Genomic DNA, 22,931 nt, shown 5'->3' on the forward strand with positions numbered 1-22,931 from the left:
ATCATCACCAGGAGGTTCCCATGTCACCCATCCATCACCTCGTCGGGCTGCTCGTCACCCTTCGTCACCTGCCCCGCGAGCGCGATGAGCGAGGCCTCAGCCAGAGCACGGAGAACGCCATCCTGCTCGCGGGCGCCGCCGCCATCGCCCTGGTGGTCATCACCGCCATCACCGCGTACGTCACAGACCGCCTCCCCAGCTGACATGCGCGCGCACTCAGCCGGCGAGGAGGCAGGGCCATGAGGCTCATCCGCGCCCTCGGCGCCACGCTGGCACTCGCCTTCCTCCTGATCGGCATCCCGTGGCTGCTGCTCCAGGTGGGGAATCCGACGGCGCTCCTCAACGCGGACTGGGCCACGTCGCTCTTCGTGGCGATGGACAGCCGCCTGGTCGTGGCCGCGCTGAGCGTGGTGGGCTGGGTGGCGTGGGCGGTCCTGGCCCTCACCGTCGTCTTCGAGCTGCTGTCCGTGGCCACCCGACGGCGGGTCGCGGTGGCTCTGCCGGGCACCGGCTGGCTCCGGCCCGTCATCGGGGCGCTGGTGTTGGCGGCTGTCGCGGCGCCCAACGCGGCGGTGGCCGACACGGTCGCGGCGCCTGGTGGCCCCGCTGATGCGTCCGGGGGGCGCGCATCGGTCTCGGCCCGCGCCGAGGCCTCCGTGTCCGATGAGGCGGCAGGGTCGCGCACCTACCTGGTCCAGCCGGGCGACGGACTGTGGGGGGTGGCCGAGCAGGAGCTGGGCGAGGGAGGCCGCTGGCGGGAGCTGGTGGCCCTGAACCCCGGGCTCACTGAGTCCACTCGGCTCGAGGCCGGGACGCGGCTGGTCCTCCCCGAGGAAGCAGCCGTGGTTGCCGTGGAGGAGGGTGACACGCTGTGGTCCATCGCGGCGGACGAGCTCGGGGATCCCGAGCGGTGGCCGGAGATCCACCGGCTCAATCAACAGCGCATCACAGACCCGGACCAGATCGACACCGGTTGGGTCCTCAGCGTCCCCGTTGCCGCTGAGCCGGTCGTCGAGGTTGTCCCAGTGGCTGCGGCGCCGGCGGATCCCCTTCCTGACGAAGTCGCGGTTGAGTCCTCGCTCAGTGACCCCACCGACACCTCCACGCCCAGCCGCCCGCCGGCCACTCCGCGGCCGGACGAAGGTGCCGCGGACCCGCTCCCCGGTCCACCCACCGTTGCCCCATCTGAGCGCGCCGACGAAGCCGCGGCCGCCGTGTCCTCGATGGTTGACGCGGACGACGGCGTGGCCGAGGTGCTCGGCCCCATCGGAGCCATCCTGGCCAGCGGCATCGTGGCGGGCCTGGCCTCACGGCGTCGCCTGCAGCTTCTCGGCCGTGCGATGGGCCGCAGAGCCATCCCGGTCTCACCTCCACTCGCCCGCTTCTGGGCGGCGCTGGCGAGGCGGGCGGAGGAGGCGGAGCCAGGGCAGTCGGCCACCGCCGTCGTCCTCGGGTGGACCGCTGAGGGCGAGACGGTCGCGGCGGACGTGGAGCGGGAGCGGGCGCTGATCCTCACCGGGCCGGCTACGGCGTCGGCGCTGGCCGCTGTGGTGACGGGCCTCAGCTGCGCGCCCTGGGCCGATGAGACGCAGCTTGTCCTGGTGGGCGGCACCGAATGGGCCGACGCCCTGGATGATCCCCGGATCAGCGCCACGCACACCGTCGAGGACGGCGTCCTGGCCCTCACCAGACTCTGCAGCCAACGGCGCCTCGCCATGGCCGGTCGCACCCTCCCCCAGCTCCGCGAGGACGCGGACCTGGCCGGCGTGTGGCAGCCGGTGGTGGTGGTGTTCGTGTCGACGGTGAACCCGGTGCAGCTGGATGCCATCGCCGATGCCCTCGCCCTCGGTGAGGTGGGCGTGAGCGTGGTCGTCGGATCGGAGTCCGCCACCCAGCTCGGCTCGCACCCCGTGACGGTCGATGATCGCTCAGGCACCTGGCGGGGTCAGTCGTTCACGCCCCAACTGCTGACCCAGCCGGCCCGCAGGGCAGTGCTTGAACTGTTCCGCGCAGCCGGCAGCACAGACACAGAGCAGGCTCCGTGGTGGCGCTCGGAGGACGAGCTTCCCCCCAACGTGACGCCCCTTCCGCACTCACCCAGACCGTACGAGGACGCCCCCATGACCGGACGGCTCAGCACTCCCGAGCACCCGATGCTGCTCCTCCTCGGGGATCCGGACCTGATCGGCGCCGCCGGAGACGTTCCTGGGCGCGCCGTGGGCCAGTGCCTCGAGTACTGCGCCTGGCTCCTGGAGAACCCCGGATCCACGCCGACGGCCATGACGCGTGCGCTGCTGATCGCCGAGACCACCCGTCGCTCCAACACCAGCCGCCTGCGCAGCTGGCTGGGCGACGCCCCGGACGGGGTGCAGTACCTGCCGGATGCGTACTCGGGGAGGGTGTCGCTGGATCCGAGGGTGTCCTCGGACTGGGAGCAGTTCCGCACCATGCTGAGCGGCGGCGTGAACCTGTCCTCGGACGCTGCTCTCGTGGCGGCGCTGCGCCTGGTGCGCGGCGAACCCCTTGGCTCCTTCGAGTTCCAATGGGGCTGGGCGCACCAGCTGCGCTCGGACATGGTGTCCATGGTCGTGGACGCGGCCAGTGTGCTGGCGGACCGGGCGCTGGAGCGCAGCGCGGCCGAGGCCGCCCTCTGGGCGGTACGAAGGGGACGTCTCGCTGCGCCCTCGAACGACGCCCTCGCATCGCGGGAGATCCTGGCCCTCGCCCTGGCCGGTCGTTCCTCCGAGGCCAACGGCGCCGCGGTGGCCCTGACCCGGACGGCCCGCGCCGAGGGCCGTGACCTGGCGCCGGACCTCTCCAGGCGAATCCAGGCCGCGCTCCACGCACCGTCGGCCCGCCGTGCAATGGCGGGGGCCCCCGAGGCGTGAGCTCCTAGACCAGTCCGAGGCCCGCCAGCGAGGACCTCTTCGCCAGGGCTGGGCGCAGTGCGTCGCGGCCCGGCTCACCGAAGACCTCGAGGAAACCGTCGACGAACAGCGGGGGCAACTCCTCCGCCGGGCTCCCGGCTCGGCATTCCACCAGCGCCGCCAGCGCGGTCGCGGCATCCTTGGCCGCCTTGGCGCGCAGCTGGTCTGGCTGCAGCCGATTCATCCCCCACACCACCGACGAGTATTGGGGATCGGTCAGGCAGGTCTGGAAGTAGACGGCTGCGGCGTCGCGCAGCTGGTCCTGCACAGCCGGCAGCCCCACCGCGGCGACGGCGGCCCGCACCTCGCGCCCGGCGTAGAAGCCATCGAGGGCGCGTCGAACCTGGGTGAGGCTGGGAGTGAGTCGATCCTGGCGGGCATGCACCAGGATGGTCAGCCAGAAGCCGAGGAACCTGTCCCCGTCGTCGCGCTTGCCGTAGCGGGCGCGGCGCAGCGTGGGATCAAGCTCATCGCGGGGGGCCTCCACCATGCCCGCAACCTACCACCGTGCTGGACGCGGCCCACGCCCCGCAGTCAGCCTGCCAGGGCGAGCGCGCGGGCCACGATGATGGCCACGAACACCGCCGCCAACAGACCCACCAACGGCCACTGCCAGGCGGCGCGGCGCTCCTTGGGCAGGTACATGATCAAGGCCGCCGTCGCCGCGCCGCCGAGGAGGCCGCCGAGGTGCCCCTGCCAGCTGATGCCCGCCCAGGTGAACGACAGGACGACGTTGAGCCCGAGCCAGAACAGGATGCCGCGCACGTCCCCCTTGTGCCTGACCGCGATCAGCAGCAGAGCCCCCATCAAGCCATAGATGGCGCCGGAGGCTCCGATGGTGGAGAGGAATGGCACCGAGAAGAGCATCACGGCGGCCGAGCCTCCCAGCAGCGCCACCAGGTAGACCGCCAAGTACCGCGCCCGGCCGAGCACCTGCTCGATGGTGGGCCCGAGCAGCCACAGCACCAGCATGTTGAACAGGATGTGGAAGGGGGCGGCGTGGGTGAAGCCGGAGGTGATCACCTGCCAGGGGGCGCCCGTGGCCACCCCCGCCTGCCACACGTAGCCCTCCGCGGCGCATCCCGCCGCGTCCGTGAGCAGGATCTGCTCCCCCACCGGGCAGATCCCCTGCGGGGTCAGTGCGAACAGGTTGAACAGGGACCCGAACGAGCCCCCCGTCATCAGGACGCCCGCGAACACGACGACGTTGATCACGATCAGCGCGATCGAGGTGGCGCGCGGGTTGGCCGCCCGGGTCCCCCCGTAGGGGAGCTGGAGTTGCCGGGTCTCGCGGTGGCCGCGGGAGACGCACTCAGGGCACTGGAAGCCAACCGAGCCGGGGATCATGCACTGCGGGCAGATAGGCCGGTCGCAGCGCTGGCACGCGATCCGCGTGGGTTGATCGGGGTGTCGATAACACGTCGACGACTCGGCATCCATGCGACGAGCGTACCCAGCCGCCGCAGCGGGGCGGCTCCGTGGTTGTGGGCTGAGGGCCCGGGCTGGACGGGCTCGGGGGCTGCTACTGCCCGACGGGCCGGCGCGACGCCGCCCAGGCCTCGCGGAACTCGGGATCATCCATGACCAGGTACACCAGGCCGCAGTCCTGCGGCCCCGTCACACTTGCCTGGCACAGGGTGCACGGCTCCCCCGGGCGCAGCGGGCACTTCGCGTCGGGTCGTCGCCGCGGGAGGGAGGGCTGGGGTGCCTTGAGCATCGTGCGTCCCATTCTAGGGCGAGCGGTCTTGGCCACTCCGGGCGGGTGGGCCGGTAAGTTGTGCCCATGGGTCACGGGCATGGGCACGGGCACGGCAGCCACGGGGTCGTCGAGGTGGGCCAGCGCGCCCGCACCCTGCTGACCGGCCTGCTGGTGGTGTTCGGCGTCCTCGCCATCGCCGGGCTGATCTGGCTGTGGCCCAGCCAGAGCGAGGTGTCGGCGGCGCTCAACAAGATCTCCGACGCCCCGGGAGTCACCTACGAGCAGGCCACCATCGACTCGATCGCGGACGGATGCGAGTCCTCCGTCGAGACCCCGACGGGCACGGCCGCGTGCATGACCGCCACCGTCACACTCACGTCAGGGCCGGACGCCGGTGAGCAGGCCGCCGTGGAGCTCACCGGCCCCAACGTGCACAACGGGCTGCGGGCCGGCGACACCATCGAGGTGGCGCGCGTGCCTACCTCTGACGGCATCCACTACGCGTTCAACGGCATCAACAGGCTGCCGGTGCTTCTCGCGATGGCGGCGCTGTTCACTGTGGCGGTGGTCGCGGTGGCGCGCTGGCGCGGGTTGTTCGCGCTGCTGGGGCTGGTCATCGCCGGCGGAATCCTGTTGGGCTTCATGCTGCCGGCCATCATCGTCGGGAAGCCGGGGATGGCGGTGGCGCTGTCCGGGTCCACGGTGATCATGTTCATCGTCCTGTACGTGGCCCACGGGGTGTCGATGCGAACGTCGGCGGCGCTGGCCGGCACCCTCCTGGGGCTCGCCGTCACCACCACGCTGGGGTCGATCGCCGTCGGTGCGGCACGCCTGTCCGGCTTCGCCGAGGAGAACGAGTACGACCTGGCCCAACTCGCCCCGGGCATCAACTTCCAGGAACTGCTGATGGTGGGCATCATCATCGGCGGTCTGGGCGTGCTCAACGACGTGACCATCACGCAGGCCTCGGCCGTGTGGGAGCTGCGGGCCGCCGCGCCGGAGTGGACGCGGTCAAAGGTGTTCTCGGCGGGCATGCGGATCGGGCGCGATCACATCGCGTCCACCATCTACACCATCGTGTTCGCCTACGCCGGTGGCGCCCTGACCATCCTGCTGCTGCTGTTCTTCACCACCCGGGAGCCGCTGGACCTGTTCGGGTTGGAGCTGTTCGCCGGGGAGGGCGTGCGCACATTCGCCTCGGCGATCGGGCTGATCCTCGCGGTGCCCATCACGACCGGCATTGCGGCGCTCACAGTCGGCCCCGCACGGGAGTCGCACGAGCCGCCCAAGCACAGCGGCCCCGTCGCCGACCCCGCCGTCGAGACGGCCTGACCCCGCCGTCGAGACGGACGGCGGGGGTCAGCGGCCGCGACCCGGGACCGGCAGCCCCAACCATCCCCGCGACCTGTGGTGCGCCCCTCCCACCCGCTCGACCCCGCCCAGCAGCGGGTAGCGCTCGCGCACGGCAGCCTCGATCCGCTCGTGGAGCGTCGAGCTGGCGGCTGGGCAGTCCTCGCACGCGCCGCCGAAGTCCAGCGTCAACCGCCCGCCCTCCGCGGCCGCGACCGTGATGACGCCCCCGTGAGATTCGACGTAGCCGGCGAGTTCGCCGTCGAGGATCTCCCGGGCGATCAGGCCGAGCAGCTCGTCGGATCCCTCGTCGACCTCCCAGCCGGGCAGGTCGACGGCCGACGAGACCGCGTCCCGGATCCGCGGCCCGTGCTCGGTCCACGTGTGGTCCGGGGCGAGCCACGTCCACACTCCCCCACGTTCGACGAACGCCTTGGTCAGCACCCCGTACTCGAGCAGCGGGCCGAGGGTGCCGGGGGCGGAGACCACGCGCCCCACCGGCAGGTCGACGTCCGTGACCCACCGGACCGCCGCGGGCTCTCCGGGGACGGCCTGGGGATGGATGCTGCGCTTCACAGGAGTGCTCCGACGATCGAGTGGGCAAGGAACGCCATCAGCCACGCGATGACCCCGAGGTGCACGAAGGCGATCAGCGGCCAGCGCCAGGTGCCGGTCTCGCGCCGCATCACGGCGAGGGTGGACATGCACTGCAGCGCGTAGACGAAGAACACCAGCAGAGCCGCGATGGTGGGCGGCGTGAAGACCTTCTCCCCGGCGCGGGGCCCCTCGGTGTGGGTCATCGCCTCGAGCGCGGCGGTGGGGTCCTCCGGGTCCGAGGCGGCGGCCACCTGGCCCAACGTCGAGACGAACACCTCGCGGGCGGCCAGGGAGGAGATGACGCCCACGTTGACGCGCCAGTCGAAGCCGAGCGGCTCGAACACGGGTCCGATGGCTCGCCCCACGGCGGCGGCGGCCGAGTGGTCCAGCGTGTAGGCCGTCACCGCGACACTGTCAGCCGGGTCCACCCCAGCCTCGAGCAACTCGTCGGTACCGCGGATCGGCAGGTTGAGCAGCGCCCACAGCACGACGGTGGTGACCAGGATGATGGAGGTGATCTTGCGCAGGAAGGCCTTGCACGCGTCCCATACGGAGATCAGCACGGTGCGCAGCCGCGGCATCCGGTAGCTGGGCATCTCCATGTAGAACGGCAGGCTCATGCCGGAGCGTCCGACGATGCGCTTCCAGAACCAGGCCGACGTCATGGCGGAGGCGGCCCCCATCAGGTACAGCCCGAACATGATCAGGCCCTGCGCACCGATGGGGCCCCAGCGCAGGTCCGGCGGCACCAGCATCCCGATGAGCAGCACGTACACGGGCAGCCGCGCGGAGCAGGTCATCAGCGGGGCCGCCATCATGGTGGCGAGCCTGTCCTTGGCCGACGGCAGGGTGCGGGTGGCCATGATGCCGGGGATGGCGCACGCCATGGAGCTGAGCAGTGCGACGAACGCGCGACCCTCCAGCCCCGCGGTGGCCATCACCCGATCCATCAGGTACGCGGCCCGCGACAGGTAGCCGGAGCCCTCCAGCAGCGAGATGAGCACGAACAGCAGCGCGATCTGGGGCAGGAAGACCAGCACCCCGCCGACGCCGGCCAGCAGCGCGTCAGCGACGAACCGGCCCAGCCACTCCACCGGGATCGACGACCGGGCCACGTCACCCAACCAGGCGAAGGCAGCCTCGATCCACCCCTGCACCGGGGCCGCGACCATGAAGATGGTCTGGAAGAACGCGAACATCGTCGCGAAGAACACCAGTGACCCCCACACGGGGTGCAGCAGCACCCCGTCGAGGCGGCCGGTGCGCGAGTCGGGGTCGGGAGGCGCGAAGTGCGCGGCCTGGAGGATGGATCTGGCCCAGCCGGTCACCTCGTCCGGCTCGGTGGGCGGCGGCAGCGGCGGGGCGGGCCAGGCCGACGGTGCGGCCAGCACGTCGCGCAGTGCCTCAACCCCCCGTCGCTCCCCCGCCACCACGGGCAGGACCTTGACGCCCAGCGCCCGTCCGAGCCGCTCCGGGTCCACCCGGCCGCCGCGTCGGAGCAGCTCGTCGACGAAGGTGAGGACCACGACGGTGGGCAGGCCGGCCTGCTGCACCTGCGAGACAAGGCCGAGTCCGCGGCGGAGGTGGGTGGCGTCCACCACCACGACGAGGCCGGCGAGCTCGTGGGCCTCCTCCAACACCTGCGCGACGATCTCCTCGTCAGGGCTGATCGGGTCCAGCGAGTAGGTGCCCGGGAGGTCCTCCACGATGACGGGGCCGGCCGGGGTGTCCACCCGCCCCTCGTATCGCGACACCGTCACCCCGGGATAGTTGCCCGTCTTGGCCCGCAGGCCGGTCAGGCCGTTGAAGAGGGTGGTCTTGCCGGCGTTGGGGCTTCCGACGAGCGCGACCCGGGCGGCGTCGGGCAGCACGGGCGCTGCGGAGGTTCCGCCGTGGTGGTGGGTCATGCGGAGACGAGGATCCGCCGCGCCTCAGCCCGGCGCAGCACGATCTCGATGCCGCCCACGCGGAACATCAACGGGTCGCCGAGCGGCGCCTGCCTCAGCCTGATCACGGGTTCTCCCGGCGTGAATCCGAGGTCGAAGAGGCGCCGCGCGACGACGTCGTTGGCGTCGAAGGCGGCGATGGTGGCCGCCTCGCCTACCCTCAGTGCGTCCAGTGCGCGCGTCGTCCCGGCGTCCAGCTGTTGGGCTGTGATGCACCGACGGCTCACGAAGCGCTCCACGAGGGTCATGGAATTAAGCTAACACTGCGGTTGTCAATTGCGACCCCGGGGGTCAGTTATGAGCTGAGGCTGTCCTAACCCCGCAGTCGTGCCACGTCGCCTCTGCGAAGTCCCCACCCCCGCACGCGGGCCGTGGATAGGGTGGAGGAGCAGTCAACTGGAGGACACCATGCAGTACACCCGCCTCGGCCGTTCCGGCCTTCTCGTCTCGCGCATCGTGCTCGGCACCATGAACTTCGGCCCGCACACCTCGGAAGAGGACTCGCACGCCATCATGGACCGGGCCCTCGACGCGGGCATCAACTTCTTCGACACCGCCAACGGCTACGGCGGTCAGGGCCATCGCGGCCGCACCGAGGAGATCGTCGGGCGCTGGTTCGCCAAGTCCGGCCGCCGCGACGAGGTGGTGCTGGCCACCAAGTGCTATGGCTCCACCCTCGACGAAGAGGTGCCGAACTTCTCGAAGCTGTCCGCCGTCAACGTGCGCCGCTCGGCGATCGCCTCCCTGCAGCGGCTCCAGACCGAACACATCGACCTCTACCAGATGCACCACGTGGACCGCGCCACCACATGGGAGGAGGTGTGGCAGTCGATGGACCGCCTCGTCGCCTCCGGCGACATCGTCTACGTGGGCTCGTCGAATTTCGCCGGCTGGCACATCGCCGCGGCCAACGAGGCCGCCAAGGCGCGTCACTCGCTCGGCCTGGTCAGCGAGCAGTCGCTCTACCACCTCGCCGCCCGCACCATCGAGCTTGAGGTCCTCCCGGCGGCCCGCCACTACGGCCTCGGCGTCATTCCGTGGTCGCCGCTGGGCGGCGGCCTGCTGGGTGGCGTGCTGCGCAAGATCGATGAGGGCCGCCGCGCAGACGCGGGCATGCTCAAGCGGGTCGAGGAGAAGCGGGCGCAGCTGGAGCAGTGGGAGGCGTTCTGCGACGAGCTCGGCCACGCGCCCGGCGACGTGGCCCTCGCGTGGTTGCTGCACCAGGACGGTGTCACCGGACCCATCATCGGGCCTCGCACCATGGAGCAGCTCGAAGGCGCCCTCCGCGCGCTGGAGATCACCCTCGACGACGCCGCCTTGAAGCGCCTCGACGAAATCTTCCCCGGCCCCGGCGGAGCCGCGCCGGAGGCCTACGCCTGGTGACCGGAGGCTGAGCCGTGGCGAAGATCTCGAGCCTCGACCAGGCCACCCGGATCCTCATCCTCAGCGGGGCCGGGCTGTCCACCGCCGCGGGCATCCCGGACTTCCGTGGGCCGGAGGGCCTCTGGACGCGCGACCCCTACGCGGAGCTGGTCTCCACCCTCTCCTGGTACCTCCGCGACGACGACGTGCGCAAGGCGGCCTGGCGCCGTCGGGCCCACCCCGCGATGTGGGCCGCGCAGCCCACTCGCGCACACCGGGCCATCGTCGAGCTGGAGCGGGCGGGGCGGTTGCGCGCGATCGTCACGCAGAACACCGACGGTCTGCACCAGTTGGCCGGCAGCAACCCCGAGCTGGTGCACGAGATCCACGGCTCGGCACGCACCTGGCGCTGCGAGATGTGTGGGCGCACCGGTCCGATGGAGGAGATGCTGGAGCGGGTGGCGGCCGGCGAGGAGGATCCGCGTTGCCCCGCGTGTGGGGGGATCACGCGGGCCACCGTCGTGCTGTTCGAGGAGGTCCTCGACGCCGACGTGCTGGGCGCCGCGGTGGCGGCGGCGGAGGACTGCGACGCCATCGTCGCCGTCGGCACCACTCTCGGCGTCTATCCCGTCGCCGGCCTGTTCCCGTTGGCGTTGGAGCTCGGGGCGTACGGAGTGATCGTCAACGCGGAGGCCACCGCCTACGACGACGACGCGGACCAGGTCATCCGCGGTCAGCTCGACGAGGTCCTCCCGGCTCTGCTCGGGGTCGCCGATGAGTGACGAGGTGGTGGAGCGCGTGCTGCGGGCCGTGGAGCAGGTGCCGCCGGGGCGGGTCGTGGCCTACGGCGACATCGCGGCTCTTGTCGGCACGTCGCCCCGCCGGGTCGGCAGCATCATGACCAGTTGGGGCGGTGAGGTGTCGTGGTGGCGGGTGACCAACGCCTCTGGGCGAATGCCCGAGCATCTGCTCCCGCTGGCCCGGAAGCAGTGGCAGCGCGAAGGCATCGACGCCGACGGCGACCGCTGCCTGATCAGCCGCTGCCGGGCGGACCTGGAGCGCCTAGGCGACGACTATCGGGCCGCCGTTGCAGATCTGCCTGACCGCCCATTTATGGACGCCCCCTAGCGCTCAACACCTTGTTGGGTGGACACTGGCGGCGTCACCGGAGACGCACCCCCAGCGTCGGTGATCGGAAGTGAGTTGCATGACGGAAGAGCCGGAGTACGAGCACACCTCGGGCATGACGCAGTCGGCGATGCGATCGTCGAACCTCGCGTTGGTGTTTCTGCGCGTGGTGGAACACAGCGGGCACGTGTCGCGCGCGGGAATCGCCCAGCAGCTGGGCATGACGAGATCGACGGTGTCGCGGCTGGTGGACGAGCTGATCTCCGGCGATCTGGTGACCGAGGGCGAGGCGGCCAGCGCCGGCCGGGGCCGCCCCGCGGTCCCGCTGTTCATCAAGCCGGGGACCACGTTCGGGCTGGGCCTGCATGTCCGCCTGGGCAGGCTCGCGGTGGGCCTCGTGGACCTGACCTCCAAGGTGACTGCCTCCCGGGAGGTGGCCGCGGATGCCAAGCGCCTGGGTGTCGCGGGGACCATGGCCGAGTTGGAGCGGCTCTCACGTAGCGTCCTGGAGGAGCTTCCTTCCGCCGGCCGCCTCATCGGCGCCTACGTGGCGCTGCCCGCCTTGGTGGATCGCAAGGCCGGCCTGATCGTGCGCTCCACTCCGCTCGGCTGGGAGGGGGAACGCCCGGCAGATCACTGGTCTCTCGCGCACGACGGCGTGCCTGTGTCGCTGAATATCGCCAACGACGCGGACAGCGGCGCGGTGACCCTGCTCCGGGACGCGCACGGCGGGTCGTTCATCCTGCTCTGTGGGGATGCCGGGGTTGGAGGCGCCATCGTCGTCAAGGGCAGGCTGCACCTCGGCGAGCACGGCTGGGCCGGTGAGATCGGCCACGTCTGCGTAGACCCGCGCGGGGCACCCTGTCCGTGCGGTTCGGTCGGCTGCCTGGAGACGGTCGTTGGCCTGCACGCCCTCCTCTCAGCGGCCAGGCAACCCACCCTGGAGGCACTCATGCACGCCCTCTCCCACGGCGACGAACGGGCCCAGACGGTGATCCGCCGCGCCGCCGGCGCCCTGGGGATCGCGCTCGGTGCTGCGATCAACCTCTCCGACGTGTCCACCGTGCGACTGTCCGGTCACTTCGCCCACCTCGAACCCTGGCTGCGCGAGCCTCTGCACCGGCAGTTGGCGGGCCGGGTGGTGTGGGCCCGCAAGACACCCATGGAGGTCACGGCGTTGACCGACGCACCCCTGCGGTCGGTGATGGGGGCGGGGCTGGCGGCCATGGGCCCCGTCTTCAAGGATCCCGAAGGATGGCTGGCCGCCCGCGCCGGCCACTACCACCTCTGAGCCGGTCGGTCCACACAGCCGTCCACACAGTTGTCCACAGGTTCGCGGAGCGAAAAGACCGCAGGTCACCGCGAAGGGGTCAGGCCTCGTCGGACTCCACGGACTTATCCTCCGGGTTATCAACAGCCTCGGTTTCCACATCGCTGACTGCGCGCATCCGGGCCCAGGACCAGAGGACGAGGCCGATCAGCACCATGGGCAGCGACAACCACTGACCCATGCTGAGCCCGAGCGAGAGGAAGCCCAGCTGCGCGTCGGGCTCGCGCCAGAACTCCGCGATGAACCGGAACAGCCCGTAGCCGGCGATGAATGCGCCGGTGATCTGGCCGCGGAAGCGGGGCTTGCGGGCGTAGAGCCAAAGCAGGATGAACAGCAGGACGCCCTCGAGGAGCATCTGGTAGAGCTGCGACGGGTGGCGCAGGACGTCGCCCCCGGTGGGGAACCGCATGGCCCACGGCAGATCTGCCGAGGCTTCGCGGCCCCACAGCTCGCCGTTGATGAAGTTGCCGAACCGGCCGGCCGCGAGGCCGATGGGCGCGGCGGGCACGAGGAAGTCCGCCACCTGGAGGAACGGGCGCTTCTCGCGGAAGGCGAACCAGGCCAGGCCAAGCCCCACGCCGATGGCACCGCCGTGGAAGCTCATCCCGCCATCCCAGATCTGGAGGATCTCCAGCGGGTTGGCGAAGTAGTAGGCCGGATTGTAGAAGAGCGTGTAGCCGAGGCGTCCGCCCACCATGACGCCGATGATGGCCGCGAGCAGGATGTCTTCGATGCTCGTCCGGGTCCACGGCCTGGGCGTGGTGATCGACCGGTAGGGCTCGTGCCGCAGTCGCAGGATCATCAACCCATACCCCATCGCGAACGCGAGGAGGTACATGAGTGCGTACCAGTGGATCTTCAGGCCGAAGATGTTGATGGCAACCGGATTGATGTCCGGGAAGGTCAGCTCGAGGGGTGTCACGGCCCCAGCTTTCCATACCGCGGCAAGGTGGCCGCCGGACCGGCCATCACTCCTCGGTGGGTTCCCAGGCTCGCGGCGTGATGTCGGGGCGGTTCGCCCATGGCTGGCTCATCAGCGGCGACGAGATCAGGACGTCGGCGGTTGCCACGTTGCACGCCATCGGCACGTTCCACACGGCCCCTATCCTCAGCAGCGCCTTCACATCAGGGTCGTGGGGCTGTGGCTCGAGCGGATCCCAGAAGAAGATGAGTGTGTCGATGCGGCCTTCGGCGATCATCGCGCCGATCTGCTGATCCCCGCCCACCGGGCCGGACAGCAGCCGGGTGACGGGGAGTCCGAGCTCGTACTCCAGCATCGTGCCGGTGGTGCCGGTGGCGAAGAGGGTGTGGTGGCTGAGGGTGCCCCGGTTGTAGTTGGCCCAGCTGAGCAGCTCGGCCTTCTTGTTGTCGTGGGCCACCAGGGCGATGTTGTGCTTGACGTCCGGCATGTCTGCCGCCTCTCATCCGTGTGAGGCCAGCGTAGGCCCGCACGAACCGCTGGGCGCGACTTGGCCGTCTGTTGCCTCCATCTGCCGGATTGAGCCTCCCGCGCCCGACTCACCCCATTCCGAACCACCGCCGCGACACCGCCGCGATCCGCCCCCTCAGCATGCCCCCGCCGCCGCTGGTCACAACCAGGCCGTAAACCATCCGCACCCCGATGAGCACATCGTCGACGACGAGGTCCGCGCGCACCTCCCCGGCCTGCCGGGCCGCCTCGACGTGGGGGCCGAACACCGCGACCACACGCTCGTTGCCGCCGAAGTCCGGCATCTCGCGCCGCGCCTCGACCGCCATCTCGACGAAGGCCGCGGATTCCACCACGCTGTCCACCATCACTCCCCACAGGGCGCTGAAGGAGCCGGGGCCCACGTCGGCCCCGGCCGTCTCGAGGCGGACGAAGTTCTCCTCGAACACCGCCAGCGCCAGGTCCAGGCGCTTGGGGAAGTGCCGGTAGAGCACCCCCTGGCCGACGCCGGCCCGCTTGGCGATGGCCTGCATCGGCACGTCGTAGCCCCGTTCGGCGAAGAGTTCGCGGGCGGCAGCCAGCACCGCGCGGCGATTCTCGGCGGCCGCTGCGGGTCCCCTATTGATCCGACGGTGATGGGCGGGCATGCTGGACAGCATAGAACCGGACATAGCTGTCCGGTATGAGGAGGAAAGATGACGCAGACTTTCGACCACACTTTCGATGTGGTGGTTGTGGGCTCGGGTGGGGCCGCGATGGCCACCGCGCTGGGCGCCGTCGACGAGAAACTGGACGTGGTGATGCTGGAGAGCACCGAGAAGTGGGGCGGCAGCACGGCCATGTCGGGAGGCGGCCTCTGGCTGCCCAACAATCCCCTGATGCAGCGGGAGAGGGTCTCCGACTCCCGCGAGTCCGCACTCGAGTACATGGAGGCGTGCATCGGGGACGTCGGACGGTGCACATCGCGCGAGCGCAAGGAGGCCTTCGTCGATTCGGTGTCCGACTTGGTCACCACCGCTGAGCGCTACGGGGTGGAGTTCGTCCGGGCGGGCGAGTACCCGGACTACTACCCCGAGCTCCCCGGTGGGCGGATCGGGCGCGCCGTGGAGGTGAAGCCACTGGACTCGAAGGTGCTTGGCGACTGGTATTCGACGCTCCGCCTCACGGCGCCGCTGCCGATCATGACCGACGACGTGTGGCTCATCCAGCGCGACTGGTCCACCTGGGGCGGATTCAAGCGCGGAGCGAGCCTCGTGTTCCGGATGCTCGGATTCCTGGGCACCGGGAGGCGGGGCGTGGGGATCGGCGCCGCGCTCGCCACCGCGATGTTCGCGGGCGTGGTGCAGAAGGGCGGAGCGAAGCTGTGGCTGAGCAGCCCCGTCGAGGAGCTGATCTTCGACGGCGACCGCGTGGTCGGCGTGCGGATCACCCGCGACGGCCGCACCCAGACCGTGGGCGCCCGCCGCGGCGTGATGCTCGCGGGCGGCGGATTCGACCGCAACGCCCTGATGCGGGTGCAGTACCACGGCATCGAGGGCGACAGCTCCGGCAACCCGGGCAACCTGGGCTCGGCGATCGGGCTCGGCCAGCGGGCGGGCGCGGCGCTGGAGCTGATGGACGACGCGTGGTGGGGCGCGTCCGTAATCGGCGCCGACGGCGGGGACCCGTCGTTCATCGTGGGCGAGCGGGCGCTGCCCTACTCGATCATGGTGGACGGCCGCGGGGAACGGTTCGCCAACGAGGCGGAGTCGTATGTGGACCTCGGGCACCACATGCTGGAGCACGACAAGGACGGCGCCTACTGGATCATCGGCGAGGCCCGCCACGCGCGCCGCTACATGCGCACCTACGCGATGGACCCGCGCACCAACAAGAAGCTGGCGGCGGAGGGGTCGATGGCGAAGGCGGACACCGTCGAGGCTCTGGCGCGGAAGCTGCGGATGGAGCCCGCCACGCTGCGCGCCACCGTCGACCGCTTCAACGCGTTCGCCCGGGCCGGCGTGGATGACGACTTCGGCCGCGGGAGGTCCGCCTACGACCGCTACTACGGCGATCCGTCGGTGATCCCGAACGCCAACCTGGGCCCGCTGGAGAAGGGTCCGTTCACGGCGTATCGCGTGGTGATCGGGGACCTGGGCACGAAGGGAGGCGTGGTGACCGACGAGTTCGCGCGGGCGCTGCGTGAGGACGGCTCGGTGATCGAGGGCCTGTACGCGGCGGGCAACAACTCGGCCTCCGTGATGGGGCGCACGTACCCCGGCCCCGGCTCGACGATCGGCCCAGCCGCGGTGTTCGGCCTCCGTGGGGCCCGCCACATGGCCGGCGCCGGATCGGCGGGAGACCTCGTGGGTGCGGCGGGGGCGACGGCTGGCTGAGTGGGGAGCGCGGGCGACCGGTCTGTGCCAAGGTGGGAGGCATGCAGACTTCCATTTTGGGTAGGACCGGCCGCACCATCGGCGTCGTGGGACAAGGATGCTGGCAGTTCGGCGGCGATTGGGGCTCGGTCAGCGACGACACCGCCATGGCGGTCCTCCACACCGCCGCCGACGAGGGCGTCACCTTCTTCGACACCGCGGACGTCTACGGCGACGGGCACAGCGAGGAGCTCGTCGGCCGCTTCCTCAGGGAGCGCGCCGACGACTCCCTCACGGTGGCCACCAAGCTGGGCCGCCGCGCCAACCCGCACACCCCGGACCAGTTCACCCGCGACAATCTCCGCGCCTGGACCGACCGCTCCCGCAGCCTCCTCGGTGTCGAGGCCATCGACCTGATCCAGCTGCACTGCCCGCCCACACCGGTGTACTCCGACGACTCGGTCTACGACGTGCTCGACGAGATGGTGGCCGAGGGCCGGATCAGGCACTACGGCGTGTCCGTGGAGACGGTCGACGAGGCCCTCACCGCCATGGCTCGTCCCGGGGTGGCCAGCATTCAGATCATCCTCAACGTGTTCCGCCGCAAGCCGTTGGAGCGCGTGCTGCCGGCCGCCGTCGAGGCGGGGGTGGGCATCATCGCGCGGGTGCCGCTGGCCAGCGGGCTCCTGACAGGCCGGTTCACCGCGTCGACGACGTTCGCGGTGGAGGACCACCGCACCTACAACCGTCAGGGCGAGGCCTTCGACCAGGGCGAGACGTTCAGCGGGGTCCCCTACGACGTCGGCGTCGAGGCGGCGCGGGAGTTCGCCGCCATCGTGCCCGAGGGCGTCAGCCCGGCCCAGCTGGCGCTGCGCTGGATCATCGATCAGCCTGGGGTCTCCGTCGTCATCCCGGGGGCGAGCCGGCCGGAGCAGGCCCGGGCGAACGCGGCGGCGGGGTCCCTGCCGTCGCTGACCGCAGAGCAGTTGGCCGCGTGTGAGCGGATCTACGGCGAGTACATCCGCGGGTACGTGCACGACCGCTGGTGAGGCGTCGGCCGGGCCTACGATGGAAGAAGGCATCACAATCCGGCCGAACATCTGGCCCCGCTGAGAGGTGGCATCCATGATCCCCGTCCACATCGTCGGGCTCGCACTGGACGTGAAGTCGCAGCCGGTGGTGATCCTGAAACCCGTCGGCGAAGAGACGGGCGAGGGCAGGATGCTGCCGATCTGGATCGGCGGGCTCGAGGCCGCCGCGATCCTTCAGGGCGTCAACGGCGACCCGGCGCCCCGGCCGCTCACCCTGGACCTGATGCGGCATGTGCTGGAAGCGTTGGATACCTCTGTGGAGAGGGTCGCGATCACCCGTATCGAGGGCGGCACCTTCTACGCCGAGATCACCCTGTCCACGCCCGGCGGGCAGATCGTGCTGGACGCGAGGCCCTCGGACGCGCTGGGATTGGCCGTCCGAACCGGGACGGTGATCTGGGCGGCCGAGTCGGTGCTCGACGACGCCGCCATCCCCGACGACCGGGAGCACGAGGTGGATGAGGAGGCCGAGGTGGAGGCGTTCACCAAGTTCCTGGAGGACGTGGAGCCTGAGGACTTCCAGGGCTGAGCCGAAGCCGACCCCGCTAGCGTGTGCCCATGGCCACCCCTGAGTTCATCTTGAAGCTTCGCGAAAAAGTGGGCCACGCCCCGCTCTGGCTGACCGGTACCAGCGCGATCGTCGTCCGCGACGGCGAGGTGCTGCTGGTGCGGCGCGCGGACAATGGCGCCTGGACTCCTGTCACGGGAATCGTCGATCCGGGCGAGGAGCCCGCGCAGGCCGCCCGCCGGGAGCTGCTCGAGGAGGCGGGGGTGGTGGGCGAGCCGGTGCGGTTGGTCTCGCTGCGGGTGACGCCGATGATCACCTACGACAACGGGGATCAGACCCAGTACCTGTCCGTCGAGTTCCTCTTCCGGTGGGTGAGCGGCGAGCCCCACCCCGCCGACGACGAGAACACGGAAGCGCGATGGTTCCCCCTCGACGACCTGCCGCCCTTGTCGCAGTGGCATCGGGAGGCCCTCGAGCACGCCCTGACAAGCGACGAGGCCACCCACTTCGTGCGGTGATGGACATCGGCGACGGCGGGGAGGGTACCGTCGAAGGTCCGTCCTGCGCTTCCCGCGAACGATGGAGCAGTGGTCTCTGAGTGACCCGCCCGCTGCGCTATCTTGAGCGCGTCGTCGGCCTGAGCCGGCGCATCAATGAACAGGACTCCTCATGACGCAGCCTCCCCAGGACCCCCAGCGCAACGTTGACCCGGAGCCGCTCGGCACGCCGGCCGAGCAGCCGAGCTTCGATCAGCCCACCTTTGACCAGCCGGCCGCCGACCAGCAGCCCGCGGACGCCCAGCCGTATGCCGCTCCTTTCCGGGCGGAGCCGGCCGCCGCGGCCGCGCCCGCCCATGCCCAGCCGGAGGCCCCCGTCTACGGTCAGCCGGAGGCCCCCGCCTACGGTCAGCCCACCGGCACCCCCGCGTACGGGCAAACCCCCGGCCAGTTCCAGGGCCAGCAGCAGTACGCCGGCGCGCCCTACCAGGGCCAGCAGTACGGCCCCCCGGTGAACCAGAAGTCCAAGATCGTGGCGGGCATCCTCGGCATCCTGCTCGGTGGGCTTGGGATCCACAACTTCTACCTCGGCTTCACCAAGAAGGCGCTGATCCAGCTCCTGATCACCGTGCTGTCGGTGGGCTTCCTGTCCTGGGTGTCCGCCATATGGGGCCTGATCGAGGGCGTGCTGATCCTCATCTCGAAGCCGGGCGAGCAGTGGCACCGCGACGCGGCGGGCGTTGAGCTCACTGACTGAGTTTGTCGCTCCCTTTCGACGCTCCCCTGGGTCTGGTGGGATCCCGGGCCAGGGGCGGAGAGAGTGAGAATCCGGGGAGATAGAGCCCTCTGGCGGCCATCTCCCCGGATTCTCACTCTTTTGGTTTCGCCTGCATGACACTGATGGGTATGAGTTCATCGGAGTCACCCTCCGAGCCTCAACCGAGGGCTGCAATGCCAACGCCGTTGAGCGCAGGCGTCTCCGCGCAGATGCGACGGATGCCACGGGCCGGCTCTGAGCCCGAGATGCGTCTCCGCCGGCTCCTTCACCGCCGGGGTCTGCGCTTTCGAGTCCAGGCGCCCCTCCCCGGCCGGCCCGACATCGCCTTCACCCGCGCGAAGATCGCCGTGTTCGTCGACGGCTGCTTCTGGCACCGCTGTCCGGAGCATTCAACAGCTCCCAAGAACAACCACGACTGGTGGGAGGCGAAGCTCACCCGCAACGTGGAGCGGGACCGCGAGAAGGATGCTGCCCTGCAATCCATGGGCTGGCTCGCGATTCATGTGTGGGAGCACGAGGATGCGGGGGAGGCTGCCAATCGCATCACAACGCTGTGGCGAAGTGCGGTTGGGCGTGTCCAGACTGGCAGAATGTCAGAAGGCTGTGACATCCTGGAGGATGAGACCACCAGCCACGAATGAGTCAGGAGTGATCGGGTGAGTGCCTGCCCAACGTTCTCGGTCGCGCCATCGGCCTTCCGACTCACGACCTCGCTCCGGGACATTGGATATGACCTCCAGTCTGCGGTCGCCGATCTCGTCGACAACAGCATCGCGGCCGACGCAGACCGGGTCGTCATCAAGTTCGAGGGCGACGGCGACTACCGGGTATTGATCGGGGACAATGGCGCCGGGATGTCCGACGACCGTGTGCATGAGGCGTTGAGGTTCGGGTCGCGGCGGGAGTACGAGCGCGGCGAGCTCGGACGATACGGGCTCGGCCTCAAGACCGCGTCCCTCTCTCAGGCGCGCAAGCTGACCGTGGTTTCGAGACCTCGGGGAACAGATCGGATCACGATCCGCCAGCTCAGTCTGGATCTGGTGGAGAGGTTCGACAAATGGGTGATCGTGGAGCCCTTCGAATCCCCGGCGATCACCGAGGCGGCAGCCCTTCTGTCTGAGGGACTCAACACTGTGGTCGTGTGGGAAGACCTCGACCGCGTGATCCCGGAAGGGATGGCCGACGGATGGGCCAGGCGACGCATGACCGCTTCTGCCGAGCGGACCGCCCAGCACCTCTCGATGGTGTTTCATCGGTATCTCGACGGAACCCGCGGGGACGTCGTCACCATCGAGATGGACGGCCAGGCGCTTACCCCTTGGGACCCGTTCGCCCGCCACGAACGCAACACCCTGAAGCTGCCGTCGCAGACATTTGAGGTTGCTTCAGCCGGGGTGGCTGGGACCGTCACGCTGGACCGTTGGGTCCTGCCCCCACGGCATCAGTTCAGCTCACAGGCAGCCTTCGAGATGGCCGCGGGGCCACTGAAGTGGAACAGGCAACAGGGCATCTACATCTACCGCGCCGACCGGTTGGTCCAAGGGGGCGGCTGGGCGGGGCTGCGCGCGATCGACGAGCACACCAAGATCGCCCGATGCGCATTGCGTTTCGACACCGATCTCGATGCAGCCTTCAACATCAACGTGGCCAAGATGCGCGTCTCACTGCCGCCGCAGCTGAAGACGATGCTCCAGCGCCCAGTGCAGGAGATGTGCAACCGCGCTGAGGCCGTCTACCGACAGGCCAACGTGCACACGGAACGCGCTGAGTCCACGAAGAGGACCGCCGTCGGGAGCCTCAACGCCCAAGCCGGACTGGCCATCCTCGCGGCCGCCTCGGCTTCGGGCCAGTTGGACCCCCTGCGCTCGATCGTCCAGGCACTGCGCCTAGAGTCGCCGGAACTTGCCACCACTCTCGGCTTGGACGAGCTCGCAGTCTGAAGTGACTACTTGATGGGCTGTGGACTCCCCTCGAATTCTCTCCGAGAAGGTCGAAGCTGAGCCGTAAGGCAGTGCTCTTCCAGCGGACACTCACCACACCGGGGCCGATCAGGAACACAGATCGCAGCGGCCAACTCAATCAGTCCCAGCTGCGCGCTCCGCGAGGTCTTGCCATTTCCGATCATGCGAGCGATGGCCAACCGACCGTCAGTGAACTTATTGTGAATATCCGACGAGGTGCCTGAGAAGCGCGCCGCGACACGCGAAATGCCCGCTCCAGAAGTGACCGGCTCCTCCTCGCTCAGTCCATCCACCAGGACCGCCATGGCCGCCGTGGTCTGGTTGACCCCCGGCAGCTTGATGAGTCCCTCATCAGGCAGATCCGGTTCATCTGCCATGATCTGGGCCAAGCTGATAACCAGCTCCGCTTTTGCAGTGCGCCCGATCAACCGCCCGACGGCTCGAACCACATCGCGGTTCTCAAGTGTCTCCTCGGGCTTCGTCATCGCTCCTTCAATGACTGCCCAGGCTTGCGGCACCATCACCGCCGTGAGGCGATCGAGCAGAACCCCGGCCTGAATGACCTGCCAGCGATTCCCACGGAGCCACGGCACCGTCAACTTATCCCTCGCGGTGAACCACGTTGACACGGCTCCAGCGAGCTCACGGGTCGAGTAGCTCCGCGCCGCCCCCTCAGCGAGCGAGGTCAGCACCGACCGGGCGAGATGACGCCCCAGAAGGGGCGGCACAGCGTTCCCGATCTGCTTGAAGGCAGCGGATGGCGGGCCGTTGAAGCGGTACCAGTCAGGAAAGGTCTGGATGCGTGCAGCTTCACGAACGGTGATCGTCCGGCCTTGACGTGGGTGGATGTACCAGTATCCATCCTTGGCAATGTGGGCCGTGATCGTCCGCGAGACGTCGTTCTCATCGAGTCGCTTGTACTTGTCGTCGAAGATGTCGTCCCGGTATCGCTTGAACTCGTCTGGAAGCTCCGAGTACTTCGTGTCAGGACTCATCAGCGCGAAAGCCTGAGCGTCGTCGGCGCGAACTGGTCTCGTGATGTGATCGAACACCTTGCGACTGTCCGCCTCCGGCACTCCCTCGCGCATCTTCCGCTGGAATGCGGTCTGCGGAGCCGCATACCCTGCCCAGCCGTATTCTCCGCCGGCTGGGCGCCATCCCCCCTCGACTGGAGGCAGGTCACCGATCGCATTCCAGACCGTCACTCGATGGTCCGACTCCGCCGGCCACCGGTACTGAACCCCATCAGCAAGCGCAACCACGATAAGCCTCTGCCGGAACTGGGGAACCCCATACCGCCAAGAGTCGACGACCCGCACTTCCACGGAGTACCCCAGGACCTCGAACTCCTCAACCATTGTCCGGAGGATGAACATCTCCGGATCCAGCGCCATGTCTGGGACGTTCTCCATCAGCACAGCCTCTGGCCGAGCGAGGTCAACCACTTCCATGAAGGAGCGCCAGAGATCCCTGCGCTGGTCGTGCGATTCGCGCTGACCGTTGCGGACGAGGTGACGGATGCCTGATCGGCCTGCCTTGGAGAACGGCTGGCACGGAGGGCCACCTGCGAGCACCGTGATGCCGCACTCGCGCATGAGGCTGGCGACCTGTTCGATCCGATCAGGCTCTGACAAATCCCAGTCGACCGAGAGGCCAGGGAAGTGGTGTGCGTGGGTCTTGACGGCCTCGGCGTAGTGATCGACGCCGAGCACTACCTCCACCCCCGCCTGGTGGAGCCCAAGGCTCAGTCCGCCGGCTCCAGAGAATAGGTCTGCAGCAAGCCTGGTGCCGGGCGACCCCCGCTTCAGACTCCGGCACAAGCCGGCCAGCGCCGCTGGGCTCTTCACGTGCCCGGGATGGGGGGGAAGCTGCAGAAACGGTCCCCGGACCAGCTTGACACCGAATCCGCCATCCTTGGTGGTGCCCGCCGAGTCCATGAGTAGATGTTAGGGGAACTATCCGACAGCGCTCCGC

Annotated in this window: 24 protein-coding genes and 1 pseudogene; 14 read left to right on the forward strand and 11 right to left on the reverse strand. The window is 69.5% G+C overall.

Annotated features, from left to right (window positions below; all coding sequences use genetic code 11):
- Positions 1 to 20 precede the first annotated feature (20 nt).
- The gene (locus tag H5398_RS14900) at positions 21 to 203 is read left to right on the forward strand and encodes a hypothetical protein (protein WP_182781000.1); all 183 of its coding nucleotides are present in this window, start codon (positions 21 to 23) and stop codon (positions 201 to 203) included.
- Between the two features lie 36 nt (positions 204 to 239).
- The gene (locus tag H5398_RS14905) at positions 240 to 2,888 is read left to right on the forward strand and encodes a LysM peptidoglycan-binding domain-containing protein (protein ID WP_182800576.1); all 2,649 of its coding nucleotides are present in this window, start codon (positions 240 to 242) and stop codon (positions 2,886 to 2,888) included.
- A 4-nt stretch (positions 2,889 to 2,892) separates the two neighbouring features.
- On the opposite strand, the gene H5398_RS14910 is transcribed toward H5398_RS14905, so the two are convergent.
- From H5398_RS14910 to H5398_RS14920, 4 genes and pseudogenes are all read right to left on the reverse strand, one after another.
- Entirely contained in the window at positions 2,893 to 3,417 is a 525-nt protein-coding gene (locus tag H5398_RS14910; protein WP_182800577.1) for a DUF6553 family protein, read from the reverse strand.
- 44 nt (positions 3,418 to 3,461) lie between these two features.
- Complete coding sequence (locus H5398_RS14915) at positions 3,462 to 4,274, reverse strand: rhomboid family intramembrane serine protease (RefSeq protein ID WP_255443787.1); 813 nt, start codon at positions 4,272 to 4,274, stop codon at positions 3,462 to 3,464.
- Between the two features lie 9 nt (positions 4,275 to 4,283).
- A pseudogene (locus H5398_RS17920) lies at positions 4,284 to 4,505 on the reverse strand (hypothetical protein); the annotation flags it as partial.
- Positions 4,450 to 4,644 carry a DUF6767 domain-containing protein gene (locus tag H5398_RS14920; RefSeq protein WP_182781003.1) on the reverse strand — a complete coding sequence of 65 codons (195 nt, stop codon included), beginning with the start codon at positions 4,642 to 4,644 and terminating at the stop codon, positions 4,450 to 4,452. The pseudogene H5398_RS17920 and the gene H5398_RS14920, both read right to left, overlap by 56 nt.
- Before the next feature lie 66 nt (positions 4,645 to 4,710).
- On the opposite strand from H5398_RS14920, the gene H5398_RS14925 reads away from it, so the two are divergent.
- Entirely contained in the window at positions 4,711 to 5,958 is a 1,248-nt protein-coding gene (locus tag H5398_RS14925) for a YibE/F family protein (RefSeq protein WP_182800579.1), read from the forward strand.
- Positions 5,959 to 5,985: 27 nt separating this feature from the next.
- On the opposite strand, the gene H5398_RS17925 is transcribed toward H5398_RS14925, so the two are convergent.
- The 3 genes from H5398_RS17925 to H5398_RS14940 are packed head-to-tail and all read right to left on the reverse strand — an operon-like array spanning position 5,986 to position 8,767.
- Positions 5,986 to 6,552, reverse strand: a complete 567-nt coding sequence (locus H5398_RS17925) for a NifU family protein (RefSeq protein ID WP_182800580.1) — start codon at positions 6,550 to 6,552, stop codon at positions 5,986 to 5,988.
- Positions 6,549 to 8,480 carry a ferrous iron transporter B gene (locus H5398_RS14935; RefSeq protein ID WP_182800581.1) on the reverse strand — a complete coding sequence of 644 codons (1,932 nt, stop codon included), beginning with the start codon at positions 8,478 to 8,480 and terminating at the stop codon, positions 6,549 to 6,551. Before H5398_RS14935 ends, H5398_RS17925 begins: the two co-directional genes overlap by 4 nt.
- Complete coding sequence (locus H5398_RS14940; RefSeq protein ID WP_182781007.1) at positions 8,477 to 8,767, reverse strand: FeoA family protein; 291 nt, start codon at positions 8,765 to 8,767, stop codon at positions 8,477 to 8,479. Before H5398_RS14940 ends, H5398_RS14935 begins: the two co-directional genes overlap by 4 nt.
- Positions 8,768 to 8,927: 160 nt before the next feature.
- Between H5398_RS14940 and H5398_RS14945 the strand changes: the two genes are divergently transcribed.
- From H5398_RS14945 to H5398_RS14960, 4 genes are all read left to right on the forward strand, one after another.
- Positions 8,928 to 9,902 carry an aldo/keto reductase gene (locus H5398_RS14945; RefSeq protein WP_182800582.1) on the forward strand — a complete coding sequence of 325 codons (975 nt, stop codon included), beginning with the start codon at positions 8,928 to 8,930 and terminating at the stop codon, positions 9,900 to 9,902.
- A gap of 14 nt (positions 9,903 to 9,916) precedes the next feature.
- Positions 9,917 to 10,663, forward strand: coding sequence for a Sir2 family NAD-dependent protein deacetylase (locus H5398_RS14950; protein ID WP_182800583.1), 747 nt, complete (start codon positions 9,917 to 9,919; stop codon positions 10,661 to 10,663).
- Entirely contained in the window at positions 10,656 to 11,009 is a 354-nt protein-coding gene (locus H5398_RS14955) for an MGMT family protein (RefSeq protein ID WP_182781009.1), read from the forward strand. Before H5398_RS14950 ends, H5398_RS14955 begins: the two co-directional genes overlap by 8 nt.
- Before the next feature lie 79 nt (positions 11,010 to 11,088).
- Complete coding sequence (locus tag H5398_RS14960; protein ID WP_182800584.1) at positions 11,089 to 12,300, forward strand: ROK family transcriptional regulator; 1,212 nt, start codon at positions 11,089 to 11,091, stop codon at positions 12,298 to 12,300.
- 79 nt (positions 12,301 to 12,379) lie between these two features.
- Here H5398_RS14960 and lgt read toward each other — a convergent pair whose 3' ends face one another.
- The 3 genes from lgt to H5398_RS14975 form a co-directional block, all read right to left on the reverse strand.
- On the reverse strand, positions 12,380 to 13,261 hold the full coding sequence (gene lgt, locus H5398_RS14965; RefSeq protein WP_182800585.1) for a prolipoprotein diacylglyceryl transferase: 882 nt from the start codon (positions 13,259 to 13,261) through the stop codon (positions 12,380 to 12,382).
- Between the two features lie 46 nt (positions 13,262 to 13,307).
- Entirely contained in the window at positions 13,308 to 13,748 is a 441-nt protein-coding gene (locus H5398_RS14970) for a methylglyoxal synthase (RefSeq protein ID WP_182800586.1), read from the reverse strand.
- Positions 13,749 to 13,857: 109 nt separating this feature from the next.
- On the reverse strand, positions 13,858 to 14,415 hold the full coding sequence (locus H5398_RS14975) for a TetR/AcrR family transcriptional regulator (RefSeq protein ID WP_182800587.1): 558 nt from the start codon (positions 14,413 to 14,415) through the stop codon (positions 13,858 to 13,860).
- A 48-nt stretch (positions 14,416 to 14,463) separates the two neighbouring features.
- On the opposite strand from H5398_RS14975, the gene H5398_RS14980 reads away from it, so the two are divergent.
- From H5398_RS14980 to H5398_RS15010, 7 genes are all read left to right on the forward strand, one after another.
- Positions 14,464 to 16,143 carry an FAD-binding protein gene (locus tag H5398_RS14980; protein ID WP_182800588.1) on the forward strand — a complete coding sequence of 560 codons (1,680 nt, stop codon included), beginning with the start codon at positions 14,464 to 14,466 and terminating at the stop codon, positions 16,141 to 16,143.
- A gap of 41 nt (positions 16,144 to 16,184) precedes the next feature.
- Complete coding sequence (locus H5398_RS14985; RefSeq protein WP_182800589.1) at positions 16,185 to 17,171, forward strand: aldo/keto reductase; 987 nt, start codon at positions 16,185 to 16,187, stop codon at positions 17,169 to 17,171.
- Positions 17,172 to 17,247: 76 nt separating this feature from the next.
- Positions 17,248 to 17,742 carry a bifunctional nuclease family protein gene (locus H5398_RS14990; protein WP_182800590.1) on the forward strand — a complete coding sequence of 165 codons (495 nt, stop codon included), beginning with the start codon at positions 17,248 to 17,250 and terminating at the stop codon, positions 17,740 to 17,742.
- A gap of 29 nt (positions 17,743 to 17,771) precedes the next feature.
- A complete protein-coding gene (locus H5398_RS14995; protein ID WP_182800591.1) occupies positions 17,772 to 18,239 on the forward strand; it encodes an NUDIX domain-containing protein in 468 nt (155 codons plus the stop codon).
- A 151-nt stretch (positions 18,240 to 18,390) separates the two neighbouring features.
- On the forward strand, positions 18,391 to 18,975 hold the full coding sequence (locus H5398_RS17530) for a TM2 domain-containing protein (protein ID WP_182800592.1): 585 nt from the start codon (positions 18,391 to 18,393) through the stop codon (positions 18,973 to 18,975).
- A 230-nt stretch (positions 18,976 to 19,205) separates the two neighbouring features.
- Positions 19,206 to 19,637: a very short patch repair endonuclease gene (locus H5398_RS15005; protein ID WP_255443795.1), complete on the forward strand. Its 432-nt coding sequence runs from the start codon at positions 19,206 to 19,208 to the stop codon at positions 19,635 to 19,637.
- A gap of 15 nt (positions 19,638 to 19,652) precedes the next feature.
- Positions 19,653 to 20,936, forward strand: a complete 1,284-nt coding sequence (locus tag H5398_RS15010) for an ATP-binding protein (RefSeq protein ID WP_182800594.1) — start codon at positions 19,653 to 19,655, stop codon at positions 20,934 to 20,936.
- Positions 20,937 to 20,941: 5 nt separating this feature from the next.
- On the opposite strand, the gene dcm is transcribed toward H5398_RS15010, so the two are convergent.
- A complete protein-coding gene (dcm, locus tag H5398_RS15015; RefSeq protein WP_182800595.1) occupies positions 20,942 to 22,894 on the reverse strand; it encodes a DNA cytosine methyltransferase in 1,953 nt (650 codons plus the stop codon).
- Between the last annotated feature and the right edge of the window lie 37 nt (positions 22,895 to 22,931).

Source organism: Tessaracoccus sp. MC1679, from assembly GCF_014164775.1.
Lineage (GTDB): Bacteria > Actinomycetota > Actinomycetes > Propionibacteriales > Propionibacteriaceae > Arachnia.